The sequence below is a fragment of the Nocardia brasiliensis ATCC 700358 genome (genome assembly GCF_000250675.2).
GTDB lineage: Bacteria > Actinomycetota > Actinomycetes > Mycobacteriales > Mycobacteriaceae > Nocardia > Nocardia brasiliensis_B.
The window spans coordinates 2,050,892-2,068,175 of the sequence record NC_018681.1; the positions used below are offsets into that span (position 1 = coordinate 2,050,892).

Here is a 17,284-nt window from a genome sequence, read left to right on the forward strand (position 1 = left end):
AACGGGGAATACCCTGGTTTTTCACTGAGATTCCCCTGAAGGCGACTACCGGATGCGTTCACACTCTCCAGCGTCCGCATCTCGAGCCGATCTGGCAAGAACGGACAATACGGACAAGGTAGAATTGTGATCAATCCGTACGGCCGCGCCGGGGCCGGGCCCGCAGGTGCATCCGCTCGCCCTGACTGCCGAAGAGGCTGAGCAACTCCACCGGACCGCGGCCGGTGCTGCCGAACCAATGCGGTTGGCGGGTATCGAATTCGGCCGCTTCACCGGGGCCGAGCACGACATCGTGCTCGCCGAGGATCATCCGCAACTGGCCGGACAGGACATACAGCCACTCGTAGCCCTCGTGCACCCGCACCTCCGGTTCGGTGCGATCGGGGGGCAGCACCATCTTGAAGGCCTGCAACGGTCCGGGCTGGCGGGTGAGCGGAAAGACGGTGATACCGTTGATCTTCCGCGCGTGGGCGTGCACCCGCGGATCGGCGGTTCTGGGGGCGGCGACGAGTTCGTCGAGCGGCACCTGCAAGGCCTGCGCGATCGGCAGCAGCAATTCGAGGCTGGCGCGGCGCTGGCCGGATTCCAGTCGCGACAGTGTGCTCTTGGAGATCCCGGTCGTCTCGGCCAGGGCGGTCAAGGTGACTTTGCGATGGGTGCGCGCCGCTTTGAGCCGGGGACCGATGTCGGCGAGCGTCGCGGCGATGGTCTGGTTCTCCATGACTCCAGTGCACCGCGATTTCCCGGAATTGGCAATATTGGTTGCCGTAACAGGACGCGGAACGGCACGCTGTCGGCGGAGGTGATCACTGATGAACGAGACATATGAGGTAGTGGTGGTCGGCGGGGGCGCGGCGGGACTGTCCGCGGCGCTGGTGCTGACCAGGTCGCGGCGCCGGGTCGCGGTGGTGCGTGGTGGACCGGCGCGCAATGCGCCCGCCGAGCACATGCACGGGTTCCTCTCGCGGGACGGCATGCCGCCCGGCGAACTGCTGACCGTCGGCGCGGCCGAGGTTGCAGGCTACGGGGGCGAGCTGATCGACGACGTCGTGACGAAGGCCGAAAAGATCGAGGGCAGTGCGGATTTCACCGTCCAGCTGGCGAGCGGCCGGGTGCTGACGGCGCGCCGATTGCTGATCGCGACCGGTCTGCGTGACGAACTGCCCGACCTGCCCGGCGTGCAAGAGCGGTGGGGCGCCGAGGTGTTGCACTGTCCGTACTGCCACGGCTACGAGGTGCGCGACCAGCCGTTGGGCCTGCTCGGCGGAGCGGACCCCCGGGTGCTGCACCTCGCGTTGCTGCTGCCGCAATGGTCCGACGACGTGATCCTGTTCCCGCACACCATGGAACTGTCCGACGCCGACCGCGGCCGGCTCTCCGCCGTGGGCGTGCGGATCGTCGAGGGAACGGTCGCCCGGCTGGTGATCGACGGTACGTTGCGCGCAGTGGAACTGACCGACGGCCGGACCGTCTCGCGCTCGGCGCTGTTCGTCGCGCCCCGTTTCGTGCCGGAGGCCGATCTGCTGCACGGGCTCGGCTGCGCATTCGACGACAAGGGATGGGTGGTCGCCGACCCGGCGGGACGCACCAGCGTGCCCGGGGTCTGGGCCGCGGGGAACGTCGCGAACGCCGCGGCTCAGGTCGTCGTCGCGGCGGGCGCGGGGTACACCGCCGCGGTCGACATCAACGGCGATCTGGCCCTGGCGGCCGCCCAAATGCCCGTTTCGACGGGTTAGGTGGGCAGGTATCGCCCGAAGCTGAGAATTCCGTATGGATTCCGGAACACTTCCAGCTGGGACGGTAAGCTATGAGTTGTAGGCGGAGTCTTCGGTGTCCCTCATCCACCGAAGACTCCGCCTTACTTTTTGTTTGTGCGCGCAGCCCCGCCCCTGCGGAAATCCGTTGAGCCCGACTACTAGAATCGTCGGGTGACCAGCGCAGCCCCTGACAATCCACGTAATCGTGCCGATGCCCTTCCCAAGAGCTGGAACCCCGGCGAGGTAGAGGCCTCGATGTACGAGCGCTGGGTAGCCGCTGGCTATTTCGAGGCGGACGTCACCAGCGACAAGCCGCCGTACTCCATCGTGCTACCCCCGCCGAACGTCACCGGTAACCTGCACATCGGCCATGCCCTCGACCACACCCTGATGGACACCCTCACCCGCCGCAAGCGGATGCAGGGCTACGAGGTGCTGTGGCTGCCCGGCATGGACCACGCCGGAATCTCCACCCAGACAGTGGTGGAGAAGCAGCTGGCCGTCGACGGCAAGACCAAGGAAGACTTCGGTCGCGAGCTGTTCATCGACAAGGTGTGGGACTGGAAGCGCGAATCCGGTGGCGCCATCCAGTGGCAGATGCGCGCGCTCGGCGACGGCGTCGACTGGAGCCGGGACCGATTCACCCTCGACGACGGCCTGTCCCGCGCCGTGCAGACGATCTTCAAGCGGCTCTACGACGCCGGGCTGATCTACCGCGCCGAGCGATTGGTCAACTGGTCGCCCGCGCTGCGCACCGCGATCTCCGACATCGAGGTCAAGTACGAGGACGTCGAAGGCGAACTGGTCTCGCTCCGGTACGGCTCGCTCGACGACGACGAACCGCACGTGATCGTCGCAACCACCCGTGTCGAGACGATGCTCGGCGACACCGCGGTGGCCGTGCACCCGGAGGACCCGCGCTACCGGGCGCTGGTCGGCACCACCCTCGAACACCCCATCACCGGCCGGCAGATCCCGATCATCGCCGACGACTACGTCGATCCCGAGTTCGGTTCCGGCGCAGTGAAGATCACCCCCGCGCACGACCCGAACGACTTCGAGATGGGCGTGCGGCACAGCCTGCCGATGCCGAACATCATGGACGAGCGCGGTCGGATCGTCGATACCGGAACCGAATTCGACGGCATGGACCGGTTCGAGGCGCGCGTCGCGGTGCGTGAGCGGCTCGCCGCTGAGGGCCGGGTGGTCGCCGAGAAGCGGCCGTACCTGCACAGCGTCGGACATTCCGAGCGCAGCGGCGAGCCGATCGAACCGCGCCTGTCCATGCAGTGGTGGGTCAAGGTCGAGTCGCTGGCCAAGGCCGCCGGTGACGCGGTGCGCAACGGCGACACCGTGATTCACCCGGCCAGCTCCGAGCCGCGCTGGTTCGACTGGGTCGACAACATGCACGACTGGTGCATCTCGCGACAGCTCTGGTGGGGTCACCGCATCCCGATCTGGTACGGCCCCGAGGGCGAGGTGCTGTGTGTCGGTCCCGACGAGACCGCGCCCGAGGGCTACGTGCAGGACCCGGACGTGCTCGACACCTGGTTCTCCTCCGGGCTGTGGCCGTTCTCCACGCTGGGCTGGCCCGACGCGACACCGGAACTGGAAAAGTTCTACCCGACGAACGTGCTCGTCACCGGCTACGACATCCTGTTCTTCTGGGTGGCCCGGATGATGATGTTCGGCACGTTCGTGGCCGACGACCCGGTGCTCACTGCGGGCAAGAACGGCGCGCGGCAGGTGCCGTTCAAGGATGTGTTCCTGCACGGCCTGATCCGCGATCAGCACGGCAAGAAGATGTCCAAGTCGCGTGGCAACGGCATCGACCCGCTGGTGTGGATCAACGAATACGGCGCGGACACAGTGCGTTTCACGCTGGCGCGCGGTGCGCAACCGGGTAGCGACGCGGCGGTCGGTGAGCAGCACGCGCTCGCCTCGCGCAGCTTCGTCACGAAGCTGTTCAACGCCACCAAGTTCGCGCTCATGAACGGCGCGCACACCGGGGCGCTGCCGGATCGTGCCACGCTCACCGATGCCGACCGCTGGATCCTGGACCGGCTCGAAGAGGTGCGCGCCGAAGTGGATTCGGCCTTCGACGCCTACGAGTTCAGCAAGGCCTGCGAGGCGCTGTACCACTTCGCCTGGGACGAATTGTGTGACTGGTACCTGGAATTGACCAAGGTGCAGTTCGCGGCCGAGGAAACCCGCGCCGAATCGACCCGGGTGGTGCTCGGCAGCGTGCTGGATGCGGTGCTGCGGCTGCTGCACCCGGTCATCCCGTTCGTCACCGAATCGCTGTGGCAGGCGCTGACCGGCGGCGAGTCCCTGGTGGTCGCGGCCTGGCCGCAGGCCACCGGCGTGCCGACCGATCAGGTTTCCGCGCAACGGGTTTCGGACACCCAGCGGCTCATCACCGAGATCCGCCGGTTCCGCAGCGACCAGGGTCTGGCGGACAAGCAGAAGGTGGCGGCCAAGCTCAACGGCCTCGACGCCGCCGGGCTGACCGACCTGCACGCACCGGTGGCGAACCTGGCCCGGCTCACCGAGCCCGGCGCCGATTTCGCGGCGACCGCCTCGCTGGAGGTCCGGTTGAGCGCGGCCACCGTCACGGTGGAACTGGACACCTCCGGCGCCGTCGATCTGGATGCCGAACGTCGCCGTCTGGAAAAGGATCTGGGCGTCGCGGAGAAGGAAGTGGCCACCACCACGGCCAAGCTCGGCAACGAGGCCTTCCTCGCCAAGGCGCCGGAACCGGTGGTCGCCAAGATCAAGACGCGGCAGGAGATCGCCACCGCCGAGGTGGCCCGGATCAGCGCCCGGCTCGCGGAACTGAGCGGCAAATGAACCACGAACCGGAGCCGCAATACGGCGACGAACTGCGGCACCCGGCGGCGGGGCCGCGGCTGAGTTCCGGTCCGTCGCCGGTCGAACTCGCCGAAATGGCGCTGGTGGAAGCCGAACTCGACACCCGCTGGCCGGAAACCAAGATCGAGCCGTCGCTCACCCGGATCGCCACCCTGATGGATCTGCTCGGCTCGCCGCAGCACAGCTATCCGGCGATCCATGTGGCGGGCACCAACGGCAAGACCTCGGTGACCCGGATGATCGACGCCCTGCTCACCGCGCTGCACCGGCGCACGGGCCGGATCACCAGCCCGCACTTGCAACTGGCCACCGAGCGGATCAGCATCGACAACGCGCCGATCAGCCCGGCCCAGTATGTGGAGACCTACCGCGAGCTGGTGCCGTTCATCGAGATGATCGACGCGCAGTCGGCCGACGCGGGCGGCCCGCCGATGAGCAAGTTCGAGGTGCTCACCGGCATGGCGTACGCCGCGTTCGCCGAAGCGCCGATCGATGTCGCGGTGGTGGAGACCGGCCTGGGCGGCACCTGGGACGCCACCAATGTGATCGATGGGCAGATCGCGGTGATCACCCCGATCGGCATGGACCACACCGACTTTCTCGGCACCGATCTCACCAGCATCGCGGGGGAGAAGGCCGGCATCATCAAACGCGCACCGGACCTGCTGATTCCGCGCGACACCGTCGCGATCATCGCGGAACAGGACCCGGAGGCGATGGATGTGCTGCTGCGCCGCGCCGTCGAGGTCGACGCCGCGGTGGCCCGCGAGGGCGGCGAATTCCGGGTGCTCGCCCGGCAGATCGCGGTCGGCGGCCAGCAGCTCGAATTACAGGGCCTCGGTGGCGTTTACGACGAGATCTTCCTGCCGCTGCACGGCGAGCACCAGGCGCGCAACGCGGTACTCGCGCTCGCCGCGGTCGAGGCCTTCTTCGGCGCCGGCGCCGACCGGCAGCTCGACATCGACGCCGTGCGTGCGGGTTTCGCGAATGTGACCAGTCCGGGCCGGCTCGAGCGGATGCGCAACGCGCCGACCATCTTCATCGACGCCGCGCACAATCCCGCGGGCGCGCAGGCCCTCGCGGCCACCCTCACCGCGGAGTTCGACTTCCGTAAGCTGGTCGGTGTGGTCGCGGTACTGGCAGACAAGGACGCCGACGGCATCCTCAGCGCGCTGGAGCCGGTGTTCGACGAAATCGTCGTGACCAACAACGGTTCCCCGCGCGCGATGGACGTGGACGTGCTCGCCGATCTCGCGGTCCAGCGCTTCGGCGACGAGCGCGTGATCACCGCCTCGACCCTGCCGGACGCGCTGGAGTCCGCCATCGCCATCGCCGAGGAGGTCGGCGAGGCCGGGGAGATGGTGTCCGGCGCGGGCGTCGTGGTGACCGGCTCGGTGGTGACCGCGGGCGCGACGCGCGCACTGTTCGGAAAGGACCCGGCATGACCGACGAGACCGGTTCGGTGCCACCGCCCGCCACGGACCCGTGGAAGGGTTTCCGCGGCGTCATGGCGGGCACCCTCGTGCTCGAGGCGATCGTGGTGCTGCTCGCGCTGCCGGTCGTCGGTTCGGTCGGCGGCGGGGTGACCTGGTGGTCGGGGACCTACCTCGTCGTGCTCGCCCTCGTGATGTTCCTCGGCGCCGGACTGCAGGGCCGCCCCTGGGCGATGCCGTTCAATCTGGGCCTGCAGGTTCTGGTGTTGCTCGGCACCTTCATCCATCTCTCCATCGGCATCATCGGCATCGTCTTCGCCGTGGTGTGGGGCTTCATCCTGGTGCTGCGCGCCGACGTGCGCGGCCGGATCGAGAAGGGTTTGCTGCCGAGCCAGCGGCTCCCGCGTTCCTCCTGAATCGGGCTTCGCCAAGGTCCGCCGTGTTCGCGACCGAACCGCGGGTTCGGTACCCGGTGGGGGTGCCGGTTAGAGTGTCGCCGTGACTGAGCAGACGTTGGTACTCATCAAGCCGGACGGTGTGGCCCGTGGCCTCGTCGGCGAGGTGCTGGTACGCATCGAGCGCAAGGGCCTGAAGATCGCGGCTCTCGAACTGAAGCATGTGTCCGAGGACCTGGCCAAGGGCCACTACGCCGAGCACGCCGAGAAGCCGTTCTTCGGCTCCCTGATCGAATTCATCACCTCCGGTCCGGTCGTCGCGGCCATCCTGGAGGGGCCGCGCGCCATCGCGGCGTTCCGGCAGCTCGCCGGCGGCACCGACCCGGTCGAGAAGGCCGTGCCCGGCAGCGTGCGGGGCGACTTCGCCCTGGAGACCCAGGAGAACCTGGTGCACGGGTCCGATTCGCCCGAATCCGCCAAACGAGAGATTGCTCTCTGGTTCCCGGAGTTCCGCATTTAACCGACAGTTGCCGACCCCGCCCGGTCGCGCGCGACCGCCGCGGCCGGGCCATCGACACCCATGGCAACAGCGCCTCCGGCGTGCGGCGAAGCCGAGCGTCAGCGCAGCGAAGCTTATGAGTGAGCGCAGCGTAGCCGTGCGCCGCGGCGTACTTGCCGCGCGTGGTGTGGGATACTTGGAAGCGGTTGCTGTTGATGCCGACTGTTCGCGCAGGTACGCGGATGATCGGGACGATCGCAACCGGATGACACACCGCGGTTCGATGCCGATCATCGCTGCCACGGACAAAAGGCCCGGTTGCTGGGGCCCGCTGTTCGCGTCGGCACGCTGGATGAGCGCTCACACCGTGGAGTTCAGCCAACAGCCAGGCGCCGCGTGACCAGTTAGCCCAACCGACGATCGACATGGTGATAACCGGACATGCGGGGCGAGACCAGATGACCTTGCGCCGAGCGGCGTGAGGCGAACGGACAGTGCCCCCGCGTCGGCCGCGTCACTCCTTACCGGGAGGGACGCGCCCGGGGGTCCGAGGAGACTTCGTGGCCGAACAAGAGCCATCGGGAACAACACCACAGGATGCGGAACAATTGCCGGAGCGGATCCGAGTTCATGCACTCGCCAAGCGCCTGGGAGTAACGAGCAAGCGCATCCTGGCCAAGCTCACCGAGCTGGGAGCTGACGCGCGCAGCGCGCAATCCAACGTCGACCGGGCGATCGCGGAATCCGTCCGCGACGCGCTCGGCCCGCCGGAGGGGGAGACCCCCGCGGCGACCGCCGCGCCCCAAGCCGCCGAGACTCCTGCTGCCACGGCGGACGAAACCCCGGCTGCCCCGGCCGCGGAAACCCCGGCGCCCGCCGCCGCAGCTCCGGTCGAGCAGCAGGCCGAGATCGTCGAGTCGCAGCCGAGCCGGGGCCACGGCGGCCTCGTCTTCTCCGCGCCGGACCCGATCGTCGGGTCGGCCGGCGCCGAGCGGCCGAGCGAGGTCGCGCACCAGCCGTCGATCCAGCTGTTCACCCATCCCGTCCGGGAAGAGCCGCACGTCGCCGCGCCGGTGGTCTTCGAGTCCGCCGCCGTGGTGCAGGCGCCGCTGTTCCTGCCGCCGGATGCCGCCGCGGCCGAGCAGGCCCGCCGCAAGCGCCGTACCGAGCGGGAGACCCGCCGCGAAGAGCCCGTGGTCGAGCAGGTCGAGGAAGAGCCCGAGACCGTCGAGGACGAGCAGGACACCGCCGACCAGCAGAACGACGCCGACGATCAGCCGCGCCGCAGGCGGCGGGGCCGCCGGGGCCGGGGCCGCGGTCGTGGCGAACAGCACAGCGACTCCGACGACGAGAACGACAACGACGGCGAGGCCGAGTCGGATACCGACGACGAGCAGCCCGCCGAGAACGCCGATACCGCGGAGTCGGCCGATGCGGCCGACGACAACGCCGATGCCGACGACGACGAGAACGCGGGCGACGGCTCCAGCCGCCGCCGGCGTCGGCGCCGTCGGCGCAAGGTCGCCGGTGATTCCGGTGATGCCGCCGACGTCACCGAGGACGACCCGCCGAACACCGTCGTGCACGAGCGCGAACCGCGGAACAAGAGCCGCAGCCGCGCCACCACGGTCGACGAGGTGCAGGGCATCACCGGTTCCACCCGGTTGGAGGCCAAGCGGCAGCGCCGGCGCGACGGCCGCGAGGCCGGTCGGCGCCGCCCGCCGATCCTGACCGAGTCGGAGTTCCTGGCCCGCCGTGAGGCGGTCGACCGGGTGATGGTGGTGCGCGAGAAGGCGTTCCCGGACCATCCGACCGCGACGCAGGTCGCGGTGCTCGAGGACAACATCCTGGTCGAGCACTTCGTCACCAGCACCGGGTCCGCGTCCATGGTGGGCAACGTCTACCTCGGCAAGGTGCAGAACGTGCTGCCCAGCATGGAGGCGGCGTTCGTCGACATCGGCCGCGGCCGCAACGGCGTGCTGTACGCGGGCGAGGTGAACTGGGAGGCCGCCGGGCTCGGTGGCAAGGAACGCAAGATCGAGCAGGCGCTCAAGCCCGGCGATCAGGTGCTCGTGCAGGTCTCGAAGGATCCGGTCGGGCACAAGGGTGCCCGGCTGACCACGCAGATCAGCCTGGCCGGCCGCTTCCTCGTGTACGTGCCGGGCGGCACGTCCACCGGTATCAGCCGCAAACTGCCCGATACCGAGCGCAAGCGGCTCAAGGAGATCCTGCGCGACATCGTGCCCAACGACGCGGGCGTGATCATCCGCACCGCGTCCGAAGGCGTGGCCGAGGCGGAACTGGCCCGCGACGTCGAACGCCTGCAGGCCACCTGGCGCACCATCGAGAAGGCCGCCGAGGGCAAGAACGACGGCGCGCCCAAGACGCTGTACGAAGAGCCGGACCTGTTGGTCAAGGTCATCCGCGACCTGTTCAACGAGGACTTCTCGAAGCTCGTCATCGAGGGTGACCGGGCCTGGAGCACGGTCGAGAAGTACATCGGCACCGTCGCGCCGGAGATGCTCGCCCGGGTCGCCCGGCACGAGAACAACGGCGTGGACGTGTTCGAGACGTACCGTATCGACGAGCAGCTCGCCAAGGCGCTCGATCGCAAGGTGTGGCTGCCCTCGGGCGGCACCCTGGTGATCGACCGCACCGAGGCGATGACCGTGGTCGACGTGAACACCGGCAAGTTCACCGGCGCCGGCGGCAGCAACCTGGAAGAGACGGTCACCCGCAACAACCTGGAGGCGGCCGAGGAGATCGTGCGCCAGATGCGGTTGCGCGATATCGGCGGCATGATCGTCGTCGACTTCATCGACATGGTGCTCGAGTCGAACCGGGACCTGGTGCTGCGCAGGCTGACCGAGGCGCTGGGCCGGGACCGCACCCGGCATCAGGTGTCCGAGGTGACCTCGCTCGGCTTGGTGCAGATGACCAGGAAGAAGCTGGGCACCGGCCTGGTCGAGGCGTTCTCCACCACGTGTGAGCACTGCCACGGTCGCGGCATCCTGGTGCACGCGTACCCCGTGGAGCCGTCCTCCGGCGAGGAGAGCGCGAGCCGCGGCACCCGGGAAACCGGGTCGCGTCGTCGTCGCGGTCGCGACAAGGGCGCCGCTCCGGCGGCACCCGCGGCCGCCGCCAACGGCACCGCGGTCGCGGAGTCCGAGGAGGACATCGCGGTCAAGCGGGCCCATCCGGTCGCGCTGGCGATGGCGGCCCACCACGGTGAGGACGCGGCGCCTGAGGAGCCGAAGGCGGTCGAGGCCGAGTCGGGCCCGGTCGATACCGGAGCGGGTTCCGCTGCGGCCGATTCCGCTGACCAGGCATCGGCGGTCGAGACCCCCGTGGCCGAGCCGGAACACGCCACCGCTGCCGACGAGGTGACCGAGGCCGTCACCACCGAGGCCGTGGTCGCCGTGCCCGCGCAGGACGAGGAGACCGAACCGGCCGAGGTCGTCGAGGTCGAGACGCGCACACAGGCCCCGGTCGCACCGGAGCCGGTCGCTGCCGAGGCAAAGGCCCCTGAGCCGGTCGCTGCCGAGGCAAAGGGAGCAGAGCCGAAGGCTGCCGACAACCATGCGGTGACCAACGGCGCGCCGGAACCGGCGCCGCGCCCCGCCCGGCGGCGTCGGGTGGCCCGTTCGGTGTCCGCGCCCGCCGCGGACAGCAGCGGCGCGGTGTTCGTGCTGCCGACCGCGGAGCACGCGCCCGCGCCCGCCGTCGACTACACGGCGGATGTCCCGGTCGTGGTGCCGGAGCGCAGGCCGCGGCGGCGTGCGGTCGGGCGTCCCGCGGGGCCGCCGCCGGACGAGTCGTAACAGCTGATTCGTCAGCCTGATTCGGCCGGTCGCACCCGCGGGGTACGACCGGCCGAATCGTTTGCCGGTGGGCGGTTTCGTCGGGCCGCACCGCGCCGCGCAGACCGCGGCCGGCCCGGCTGCCTGGGACCGAAACCCCTGGCCGCCGAGTTGCTCGCGGGCTGCCGACGGCCGGATTGTGTCGTTGCCGGGGTGCTCTGGTAACCTTGGTCGGTCGCTGCCTGGCGATGGGCGTTATACCACGCCCCGCGCAGCAAGCCAGCCAAGAACATCTCGCGTCGCGAACTTGCGCCGCGAGAAGAAACATGACTGTACTTATTCGAGTGGAGGAAGCCGACCGATGGCAACGTACGCGATCGTCAAGACCGGCGGAAAGCAGTACAAGGTCGCGGTCGGTGACCTGGTGAAGGTCGAGAAGATCGAGGGTAAGCCGGGCACGTCCGTCTCCCTGGATCCGGTTCTCGTCGTCGACGGGGCAGACCTGACCACCGACGCCGCCAAGCTGGCCAAGGTCTCCGTGGCCGCGGAGGTCGTCGAGCAGACCAAGGGCCCGAAGATCCGCATCCACAAGTTCAAGAACAAGACCGGCTACCACAAGCGTCAGGGTCACCGTCAGCCGCTGACGGTCATCAAGGTCACCGGCATCAAGTAAGACATCCCGAGGAGATTCAGCTATGGCACACAAGAAGGGTGCATCCAGCTCCCGGAACGGTCGCGATTCCAACGCCCAGCGACTCGGCGTGAAGCGCTTCGGCGGCCAGAAGGTCAACGCGGGCGAGATCCTGGTGCGTCAGCGTGGCACCCACTTCCACCCCGGCGTGAACGTCGGCCGTGGCGGTGACGACACCCTGTTCGCCCTCGCGGCGGGCGCCGTCGAGTTCGGCACCAAGCGTGGACGCAAGACCGTCAACATCGTCGTCGCGGAGCCGGTCGAGGCCTAGGCCTTACCTCTCCAGACAACAGCCGAGCGGGTCAGGGTCGCAAACCCTGGCCCGTTTTGTGTTTTCAGCAGGCCCCCGTGCGTTTCCAGCACAGCCTCAGCCAACGACCAGTCCTGAAGGAGGATGATCGCCACATGTCCAAGTTCATCGACCGTGTCGTACTGCACGTGCGCGCAGGCAAGGGCGGACACGGGTGCGCTTCGGTGCTCCGCGAGAAGTTCATGCCGCTCGGCGGGCCCAACGGCGGCAACGGCGGCCACGGCGGGAACGTGATCCTCGAGGTCGATTCCAACGTGCACACCCTGCTGGACTTCCACTTCCACCCGCACGCCAAGGCCGGCAACGGCAAGCCGGGCGAGGGTGGTAACCGCGACGGCAAGCAGGGCACCGACCTGCTGCTCAAGGTGCCGGACGGCACCATGGTGCTCGACAACGAGGGCAAGGTCCTGATGGACCTCGTCGGCGCGGGCAACCGCTACATCGCGGCCCGCGGCGGCCGCGGCGGTCTCGGCAACGCCGCACTCGCCTCGAAGGCGCGCAAAGCCCCGGGCTTCGCGCTGCTCGGCGAGGACGGCGAGGAATGCGACCTCGTTCTCGAATTGAAGTCCGTCGCCGATGTCGGCCTGGTCGGCTTCCCGTCGGCGGGGAAGTCCTCGCTCGTGTCCGTGCTGTCGGCGGCCAAGCCGAAGATCGCGGACTACCCGTTCACCACCCTGGTGCCGAACCTCGGCGTGGTGCTCAGCGGGGACACCACCTTCACCGTCGCCGATGTGCCCGGCCTGATTCCCGGCGCGAGCGAAGGCCGTGGGCTCGGCCTCGACTTCCTGCGGCATCTGGAACGGTGCGCGGTACTCGCGCACGTCGTCGACTGCGCGACCCTCGAACCCGGCCGTGATCCGGTATCCGACGTGGACGCGCTCGAAGCCGAACTCGCTGCCTACAAACCGGCGCTCAGCGCCGACGCCGCCCTCGGCGACCTGGCCGATCGGCCGCGCGTGGTGATCCTGAACAAGATCGACGTCCCGGACGCCGCCGAGCTCGCCGAGATGGTCACCCCGGAGTTCACCGCGCGGGGCTGGCCGGTCTTCGAGATCTCGGCGGTGAGCCGAGAAGGTCTGCGGCCCTTGACCTTCGCACTCGCCGATCTGGTGCTCCAGTATCGGGCGGCGCATCCGAAGGCGGCGCCCGCCCGGCCGGTGATCCGGCCGATCGCGGTCAACGAGACCGGGTTCAGCGTCATCGCCGATCCCGAGGAGCCGGGCGGTTTCATCGTGCGCGGCCCGCAGCCGGAACGCTGGGTCAAGCAGACCCAGTTCGACAACGACGAGGCCGTCGGCTACCTCGCCGACCGGCTCGCCCGCCTCGGCGTGGAAGACGAACTGGTCAAGCAGGGCGCCGAGCCGGGTGCCCCGGTGACGATCGGCAACGTGACCTTCGAGTGGGAGCCGCAGATCTCGGCGGGCATCGACATGGTGCCCACCGGGCGCGGCACGGATATCCGTCTGGAACAGGACAACCGGATCAGCGCCGCCGAACGCAAACACGCTTCTCGGGTGCGCCGCGGTCTGGTCAAGGACGACGAGGAGTAGCGACCGGTCCGGTGTCGGTGGATTCGATTGCGGCGCAGGGAGTTCGAGGGCTATGACGGGGAATTCGGGTGTGACCGAGGTGGGTTCGGAGCTGAGCGAGGCGCGGCAGGCGATCGCGTCGGCGCGGCGGGTGGTCGTGAAGATCGGTTCGTCCGCGCTCACCAGTCTGGCAGGCGGGATCGACCTCGCGCGGCTCGACCGGCTCGCCGACGCGGTGGAGGCGCGGATGCGCGCGGGATCCGATGTGGTGGTGGTGTCCTCGGGCGCCATCGGCGCCGGTATCGCACCGCTCGGGCTCAGCAGCCGGCCGCGTGACCTCGCCACGAAACAGGCCGCGGCCAGCGTCGGCCAGCTCGCACTCGCGCACGCCTGGGGTACCTCGTTCGCGCGTTACGACCGCACGGTCGGCCAAGTTCTGCTCAGCGCAGACGATTTCGCGCGCCGCGAACACCACCGCAACGCACAGCGCACCCTGGACCGCCTGCGCTCGCTCGGCGCGATCGCCGTGGTGAACGAAAACGACACCGTCGCAACGGAAGAGATCCGTTTCGGCGACAACGACCGGCTCGCCGCCCTCGTCGCACACCTGGTCGGGGCCGACGCCCTGGTCCTGCTCTCCGACGTCGAAGGCCTCTACGACGGCGACCCGCGCAAGGGCGCCGCGAACTTCATCCCCGAGGTGCGCAGCAGTGCCGACCTGGACGGGGTGATCGCGGGCAGCGGTGGCGCGCTCGGCACCGGCGGCATGGCGTCCAAGCTGTCCGCCGCCCGCTTGGCCGCGGACGCGGGCGTGCCGGTGCTGCTCGCCGCCGCGACCGCCGCGGACGTCGCGTTGACCGGCGGCACGGTCGGCACCGCGTTCGCCGCCCGCCCGGTGCGCCTGTCCGCCCGCAAGTTCTGGGTCCGGCACGCCGCCGACAGCCGCGGCGCGCTGCTCATCGATGACGGTGCGGCCCAAGCCGTCGTGGCCCGCCGCTCCCTCCTGGCCGCAGGCATCACCGGCCTGCGCGGCCGCTTCTACGGCGGCGACGTGGTCGACCTCGTCACCACCGAAGATCGCATCGTCGCCCGCGGCGTCGTGGCCTACGACAGCACCGAACTCACCACCATGCTCGGCCACTCCACCGCCGAACTCCCGGAAACCATGCAACGCCCCGTAATCCACGCCGACGACCTCGTAAAGGTCTGAGCCGCCCCGGCATCGCGTCGCGAACCGATCCCACTCCGCGTGGCCCGGCTCCGCCTTTCGGGTCACTGTGCGCGGCGTGGTTCCGTGTTCGGATGACTGTGCGCGGCGGTGCTCGGGTGACTGTGCACGGCGTGATTCTGCGACTCGGAGGCGCGGTCGTGCCCTGCTCTTGCGGTTCGGCGTCCTGCCCGGCGTGCGCCGGTACCGCGACCGCTGTCCGCTCGGCCCATCGTGCGCTCCGCTGACGTGAAAACCGTTGCTGTGCCCAAGATCTGGGCGAGAGCGGACCTCGCTGTCTCCGCCCGCCGCCGCACTTCGTGGGGCCTTCGCGCCCCTTCTGCGCTGCCGCACCCGTTGCGGCAGGCAGGCTGTTCGACCGGGCCGCCGTGGACGCGCGCTCGCCGATCGAGGTCGACACCGACTCGATGGCGGCACCTGGGCCGTTGGGATATGCGGCGGCCCAGGTGGATTGGGCGCTACTTCTGGGACGGGACCACGCCGGGTTGGTTGGTGGTCGACGGGGGTTGTTGTTCGTCTTCCGAGGGGATGGGGCCGGTGACGCCCGGTTGGCCGCCCGGGTCGGGGAGGGGGGCCGGGGGTTGGCCGGGGGGCGGGGGTGGCGGCGCTTGCTGGCTCGGTGGAGCGGGCGGCGGGGCGTCGCGGGTCGGCGGGGCCGGCGGCTCATGGGTAGGCGGCGGGGGCGGTGGTGCCTGGGTGGTGGGTGGCGGCGGAGGCGCTTGCTGTGTTGTCGGTGGCGGCGCCTGGGTGGTGGGCGGCGCGTCCTGGGTCGGCGGAGCCTGCGTAGTCGGCGGAGCCGGTGTGGGGGAGGGCGATTGGGTGGTCGGCGGCGCGGGCGTCGGCGATGGCGTCGAAGGGCCTTGTGGCGCTTGCGATTCGGGAGACGGGCCCTGCGGTTGACCGTTCGGCGCGGACGGGTAACTGTCCTGCGGCGTCGACGGCTGCTCGTCCTGCGGGAAGTACTGGGGCGCCTGGCGTTGTTTCGGTGGCGGCGGCGCCGACTGGATACCGGGCAGCTGCGGCGGACCAGGAAGCGCCGGAACAGCTTTGCCCGCCGTGCTGTACGCCGGTTTGTACACCATGTTCATGGCCAGCACCGCTTCTTGGCGCAGTGCCTCCTCCGCCATCTGCGCGTCGATGACGTGCGCGGCTTCCAGGAGTTTGGCGACGGCCCCGATCGGCCCGGAGCCACCGGGCGGCGCGACGGCGATCTTGACCGCCTCGGCGGCCGCGGCCACCCCGCCGAGGCGGGCGCCGACCTGCCCCATGATCGCGGCGAGTTCGTCCACCGACGCGGCGAAGCTGCGGGTGCTGGCGAACGCGGCGTCGGCCGCGGCGCCTTGCCACTCCATCGAATTCATCACCCGGTCGGTGCTGGTCCGGGTGAGCGGGAAGGAGGTGCTGAGCGTGCCCGCCACCTCCAGCCACGCGACCGACGCGCGCAGCACCTCGGCGGCGTCGATCTGCTGGGCTTTGGCGTAGATCTCTTCGTGCCGCATCGACTCGAAGTGCTCCATCGAGCTGATGTAGTCGGGGTCGACGCCGGTCATCGCGGCACCCGGGAGGCGACGGCGCGCAGTGCGGCGGCGTTGGCGGCATCGGCTTCTTCGAGTAGTCCGCCGCTGATCAAGAACGCTTCTTTCATCCGATACGCGGCTTCGATGTAGTGATCGAGCAACGCCGCGGCATCCCGTGCTTTGTGATTGAAGCCGGCCTGTAACTGCTGGGCGGAGACGAATCCGCCGAATCCGCCGAGTTCAGCGGCGGATTCGAGGCGCTGCTGCAGGTAGCTCAGCCGTTCGGCCTGCCGTTCGTACATCTCCGCGCATTGCCGCGCCGCAGCCGGATCGAACTGGACTGTTCCTGCCTGGGCCGCCTGCTTGAACCGGGTGATATCGGCTCGGCTGGTCTCGATCGTCATCGCACACCCCTGAGATGGTCGGTCCGCCCCAGACTATCCCGAAGCCGAGTATCCGGTCAGCACTGGTCGGCGCTCGGCCGGACCGACGAGCCTCACGGCTGAATGCGTTTCTGCAATTGTGCGGCGATCTGCTCGGCCGAGGCGGGCGTGATGTGGACTTCCTTGCCCGCCCTGATCAGGTACCGCCCGTCGCCTTTGACGTCGATCCAGGTGTAGTGGATGGCCGGCGCGGGTGTGGGCTGGTCGAGGTGGGACTCGATCCGAATGTGGCCCTCCGCGGAGTGCGGCTTCAACAGCAGTTTGCGGATGCGCGGCGCGGTGGGGCGCTGGGCGACCACCACTTCCTCGTCGCGGACCGCCTCGGTGGGCGCGACGCGGGCGGGTTCGTGTCCCGGCGGGGCGGTGGGCAGCAGACCGGCGATCCGGGCCCCCAGCTTGCCGCTGTGCCCGATGGTGAGGCGGACCCGGCCACCGAACTCCGGGGTCGAGCCCGGCTCCTGCAGGGCGAGTACAGCGCGGTCGTAGATGGCCGCGGCGAGCAGCCGCAGCTCGCTGCCCGGCGTGTGCGCCCCGCCGATCGCCACGATCCGGGTCTGCGGTGCCGCCAGGATGCGCAGACAGGCGCTCAGGTCCGGGTCGGCGCGCAGCGGGAGCCGCTCGTCGAGGGTCGCGCGCAGGCGGTCGGCCTCGTCCTCGGTGCGCGGGGTCGCCAGGATCCGCAACGGATACGGGTGCCGATCGAGCTCGGTTTCCCGCCAGACGTGGGCGAACTCGTCCGGAGTGAACGTCCAACTCACCGCCCGAATCACATCCTCACCGAACCCACCGACGCTGCTCGTAGCCTAGCGGT

General features: G+C 69.5%; 14 protein-coding genes. 10 read left to right on the forward strand and 4 right to left on the reverse strand.

The annotated features are described in order from the left end of the window. Nucleotides 1–130 precede the first annotated feature (130 nt). A complete protein-coding gene (locus O3I_RS09125; RefSeq protein ID WP_014982618.1) occupies nucleotides 131–721 on the reverse strand; it encodes a helix-turn-helix domain-containing protein in 591 nt (196 codons plus the stop codon). Between the two features lie 91 nt (nucleotides 722–812). Here O3I_RS09125 and O3I_RS09130 point away from each other — a divergent pair, with 91 nt between their 5' ends. From O3I_RS09130 to proB, 10 genes are all read left to right on the forward strand, one after another. Beyond that, nucleotides 813–1,736, forward strand: a complete 924-nt coding sequence (locus O3I_RS09130) for an NAD(P)/FAD-dependent oxidoreductase (RefSeq protein WP_014982619.1) — start codon at nucleotides 813–815, stop codon at nucleotides 1,734–1,736. A 192-nt stretch (nucleotides 1,737–1,928) separates the two neighbouring features. Further along, nucleotides 1,929–4,607, forward strand: coding sequence for a valine--tRNA ligase (locus O3I_RS09135; protein ID WP_081593933.1), 2,679 nt, complete (start codon nucleotides 1,929–1,931; stop codon nucleotides 4,605–4,607). Beyond that, the gene (gene folC, locus O3I_RS09140) at nucleotides 4,604–6,073 is read left to right on the forward strand and encodes a bifunctional tetrahydrofolate synthase/dihydrofolate synthase (protein ID WP_014982621.1); all 1,470 of its coding nucleotides are present in this window, start codon (nucleotides 4,604–4,606) and stop codon (nucleotides 6,071–6,073) included. Before O3I_RS09135 ends, folC begins: the two co-directional genes overlap by 4 nt. Next, nucleotides 6,070–6,477, forward strand: a complete 408-nt coding sequence (locus O3I_RS09145; RefSeq protein WP_014982622.1) for a DUF4233 domain-containing protein — start codon at nucleotides 6,070–6,072, stop codon at nucleotides 6,475–6,477. The genes folC and O3I_RS09145 overlap by 4 nt, the downstream gene beginning before the upstream one ends. A gap of 82 nt (nucleotides 6,478–6,559) precedes the next feature. Continuing rightward, on the forward strand, nucleotides 6,560–6,976 hold the full coding sequence (ndk, locus tag O3I_RS09150) for a nucleoside-diphosphate kinase (RefSeq protein WP_014982623.1): 417 nt from the start codon (nucleotides 6,560–6,562) through the stop codon (nucleotides 6,974–6,976). A gap of 539 nt (nucleotides 6,977–7,515) precedes the next feature. After that, nucleotides 7,516–10,776 carry a translation initiation factor IF-2 N-terminal domain-containing protein gene (locus tag O3I_RS09155; protein ID WP_041562503.1) on the forward strand — a complete coding sequence of 1,087 codons (3,261 nt, stop codon included), beginning with the start codon at nucleotides 7,516–7,518 and terminating at the stop codon, nucleotides 10,774–10,776. A 340-nt stretch (nucleotides 10,777–11,116) separates the two neighbouring features. Beyond that, on the forward strand, nucleotides 11,117–11,428 hold the full coding sequence (gene rplU / locus O3I_RS09160) for a 50S ribosomal protein L21 (protein WP_014982625.1): 312 nt from the start codon (nucleotides 11,117–11,119) through the stop codon (nucleotides 11,426–11,428). 22 nt (nucleotides 11,429–11,450) lie between these two features. Continuing rightward, the gene (gene rpmA / locus O3I_RS09165) at nucleotides 11,451–11,717 is read left to right on the forward strand and encodes a 50S ribosomal protein L27 (protein ID WP_014982626.1); all 267 of its coding nucleotides are present in this window, start codon (nucleotides 11,451–11,453) and stop codon (nucleotides 11,715–11,717) included. A 134-nt stretch (nucleotides 11,718–11,851) separates the two neighbouring features. Next, nucleotides 11,852–13,306, forward strand: a complete 1,455-nt coding sequence (gene obgE / locus O3I_RS09170; RefSeq protein ID WP_014982627.1) for a GTPase ObgE — start codon at nucleotides 11,852–11,854, stop codon at nucleotides 13,304–13,306. Nucleotides 13,307–13,358: 52 nt separating this feature from the next. After that, entirely contained in the window at nucleotides 13,359–14,495 is a 1,137-nt protein-coding gene (gene proB / locus O3I_RS09175; protein WP_014982628.1) for a glutamate 5-kinase, read from the forward strand. Between the two features lie 476 nt (nucleotides 14,496–14,971). Here proB and O3I_RS45430 read toward each other — a convergent pair whose 3' ends face one another. The 3 genes from O3I_RS45430 to O3I_RS09190 form a co-directional block, all read right to left on the reverse strand. Beyond that, a complete protein-coding gene (locus O3I_RS45430; RefSeq protein WP_014982629.1) occupies nucleotides 14,972–16,063 on the reverse strand; it encodes a hypothetical protein in 1,092 nt (363 codons plus the stop codon). Continuing rightward, nucleotides 16,060–16,434, reverse strand: coding sequence for a hypothetical protein (locus tag O3I_RS09185; RefSeq protein WP_014982630.1), 375 nt, complete (start codon nucleotides 16,432–16,434; stop codon nucleotides 16,060–16,062). The genes O3I_RS45430 and O3I_RS09185 overlap by 4 nt, the downstream gene beginning before the upstream one ends. 92 nt (nucleotides 16,435–16,526) lie before the next feature. After that, complete coding sequence (locus O3I_RS09190; protein ID WP_014982631.1) at nucleotides 16,527–17,231, reverse strand: ESX secretion-associated protein EspG; 705 nt, start codon at nucleotides 17,229–17,231, stop codon at nucleotides 16,527–16,529. Nucleotides 17,232–17,284: the final 53 nt, after the last annotated feature.

Bases quoted from the DNA above. Each gene is read 5' to 3' on its own strand.
- O3I_RS09125 (WP_014982618.1), bottom strand. From the start codon at position 721: ATGGAGAACCAGACCATCGCCGCGACGCTCGCCGACATCGGTCCCCGG.
- O3I_RS09130 (WP_014982619.1), top strand. From the start codon at position 813: ATGAACGAGACATATGAGGTAGTGGTGGTCGGCGGGGGCGCGGCGGGA.
- folC (WP_014982621.1), top strand. From the start codon at position 4,604: ATGAACCACGAACCGGAGCCGCAATACGGCGACGAACTGCGGCACCCG.
- O3I_RS09145 (WP_014982622.1), top strand. From the start codon at position 6,070: ATGACCGACGAGACCGGTTCGGTGCCACCGCCCGCCACGGACCCGTGG.
- rplU (WP_014982625.1), top strand. From the start codon at position 11,117: ATGGCAACGTACGCGATCGTCAAGACCGGCGGAAAGCAGTACAAGGTC.
- rpmA (WP_014982626.1), top strand. From the start codon at position 11,451: ATGGCACACAAGAAGGGTGCATCCAGCTCCCGGAACGGTCGCGATTCC.
- obgE (WP_014982627.1), top strand. From the start codon at position 11,852: ATGTCCAAGTTCATCGACCGTGTCGTACTGCACGTGCGCGCAGGCAAG.
- proB (WP_014982628.1), top strand. From the start codon at position 13,359: ATGACGGGGAATTCGGGTGTGACCGAGGTGGGTTCGGAGCTGAGCGAG.
- O3I_RS45430 (WP_014982629.1), bottom strand. From the start codon at position 16,063: ATGACCGGCGTCGACCCCGACTACATCAGCTCGATGGAGCACTTCGAG.
- O3I_RS09185 (WP_014982630.1), bottom strand. From the start codon at position 16,434: ATGACGATCGAGACCAGCCGAGCCGATATCACCCGGTTCAAGCAGGCG.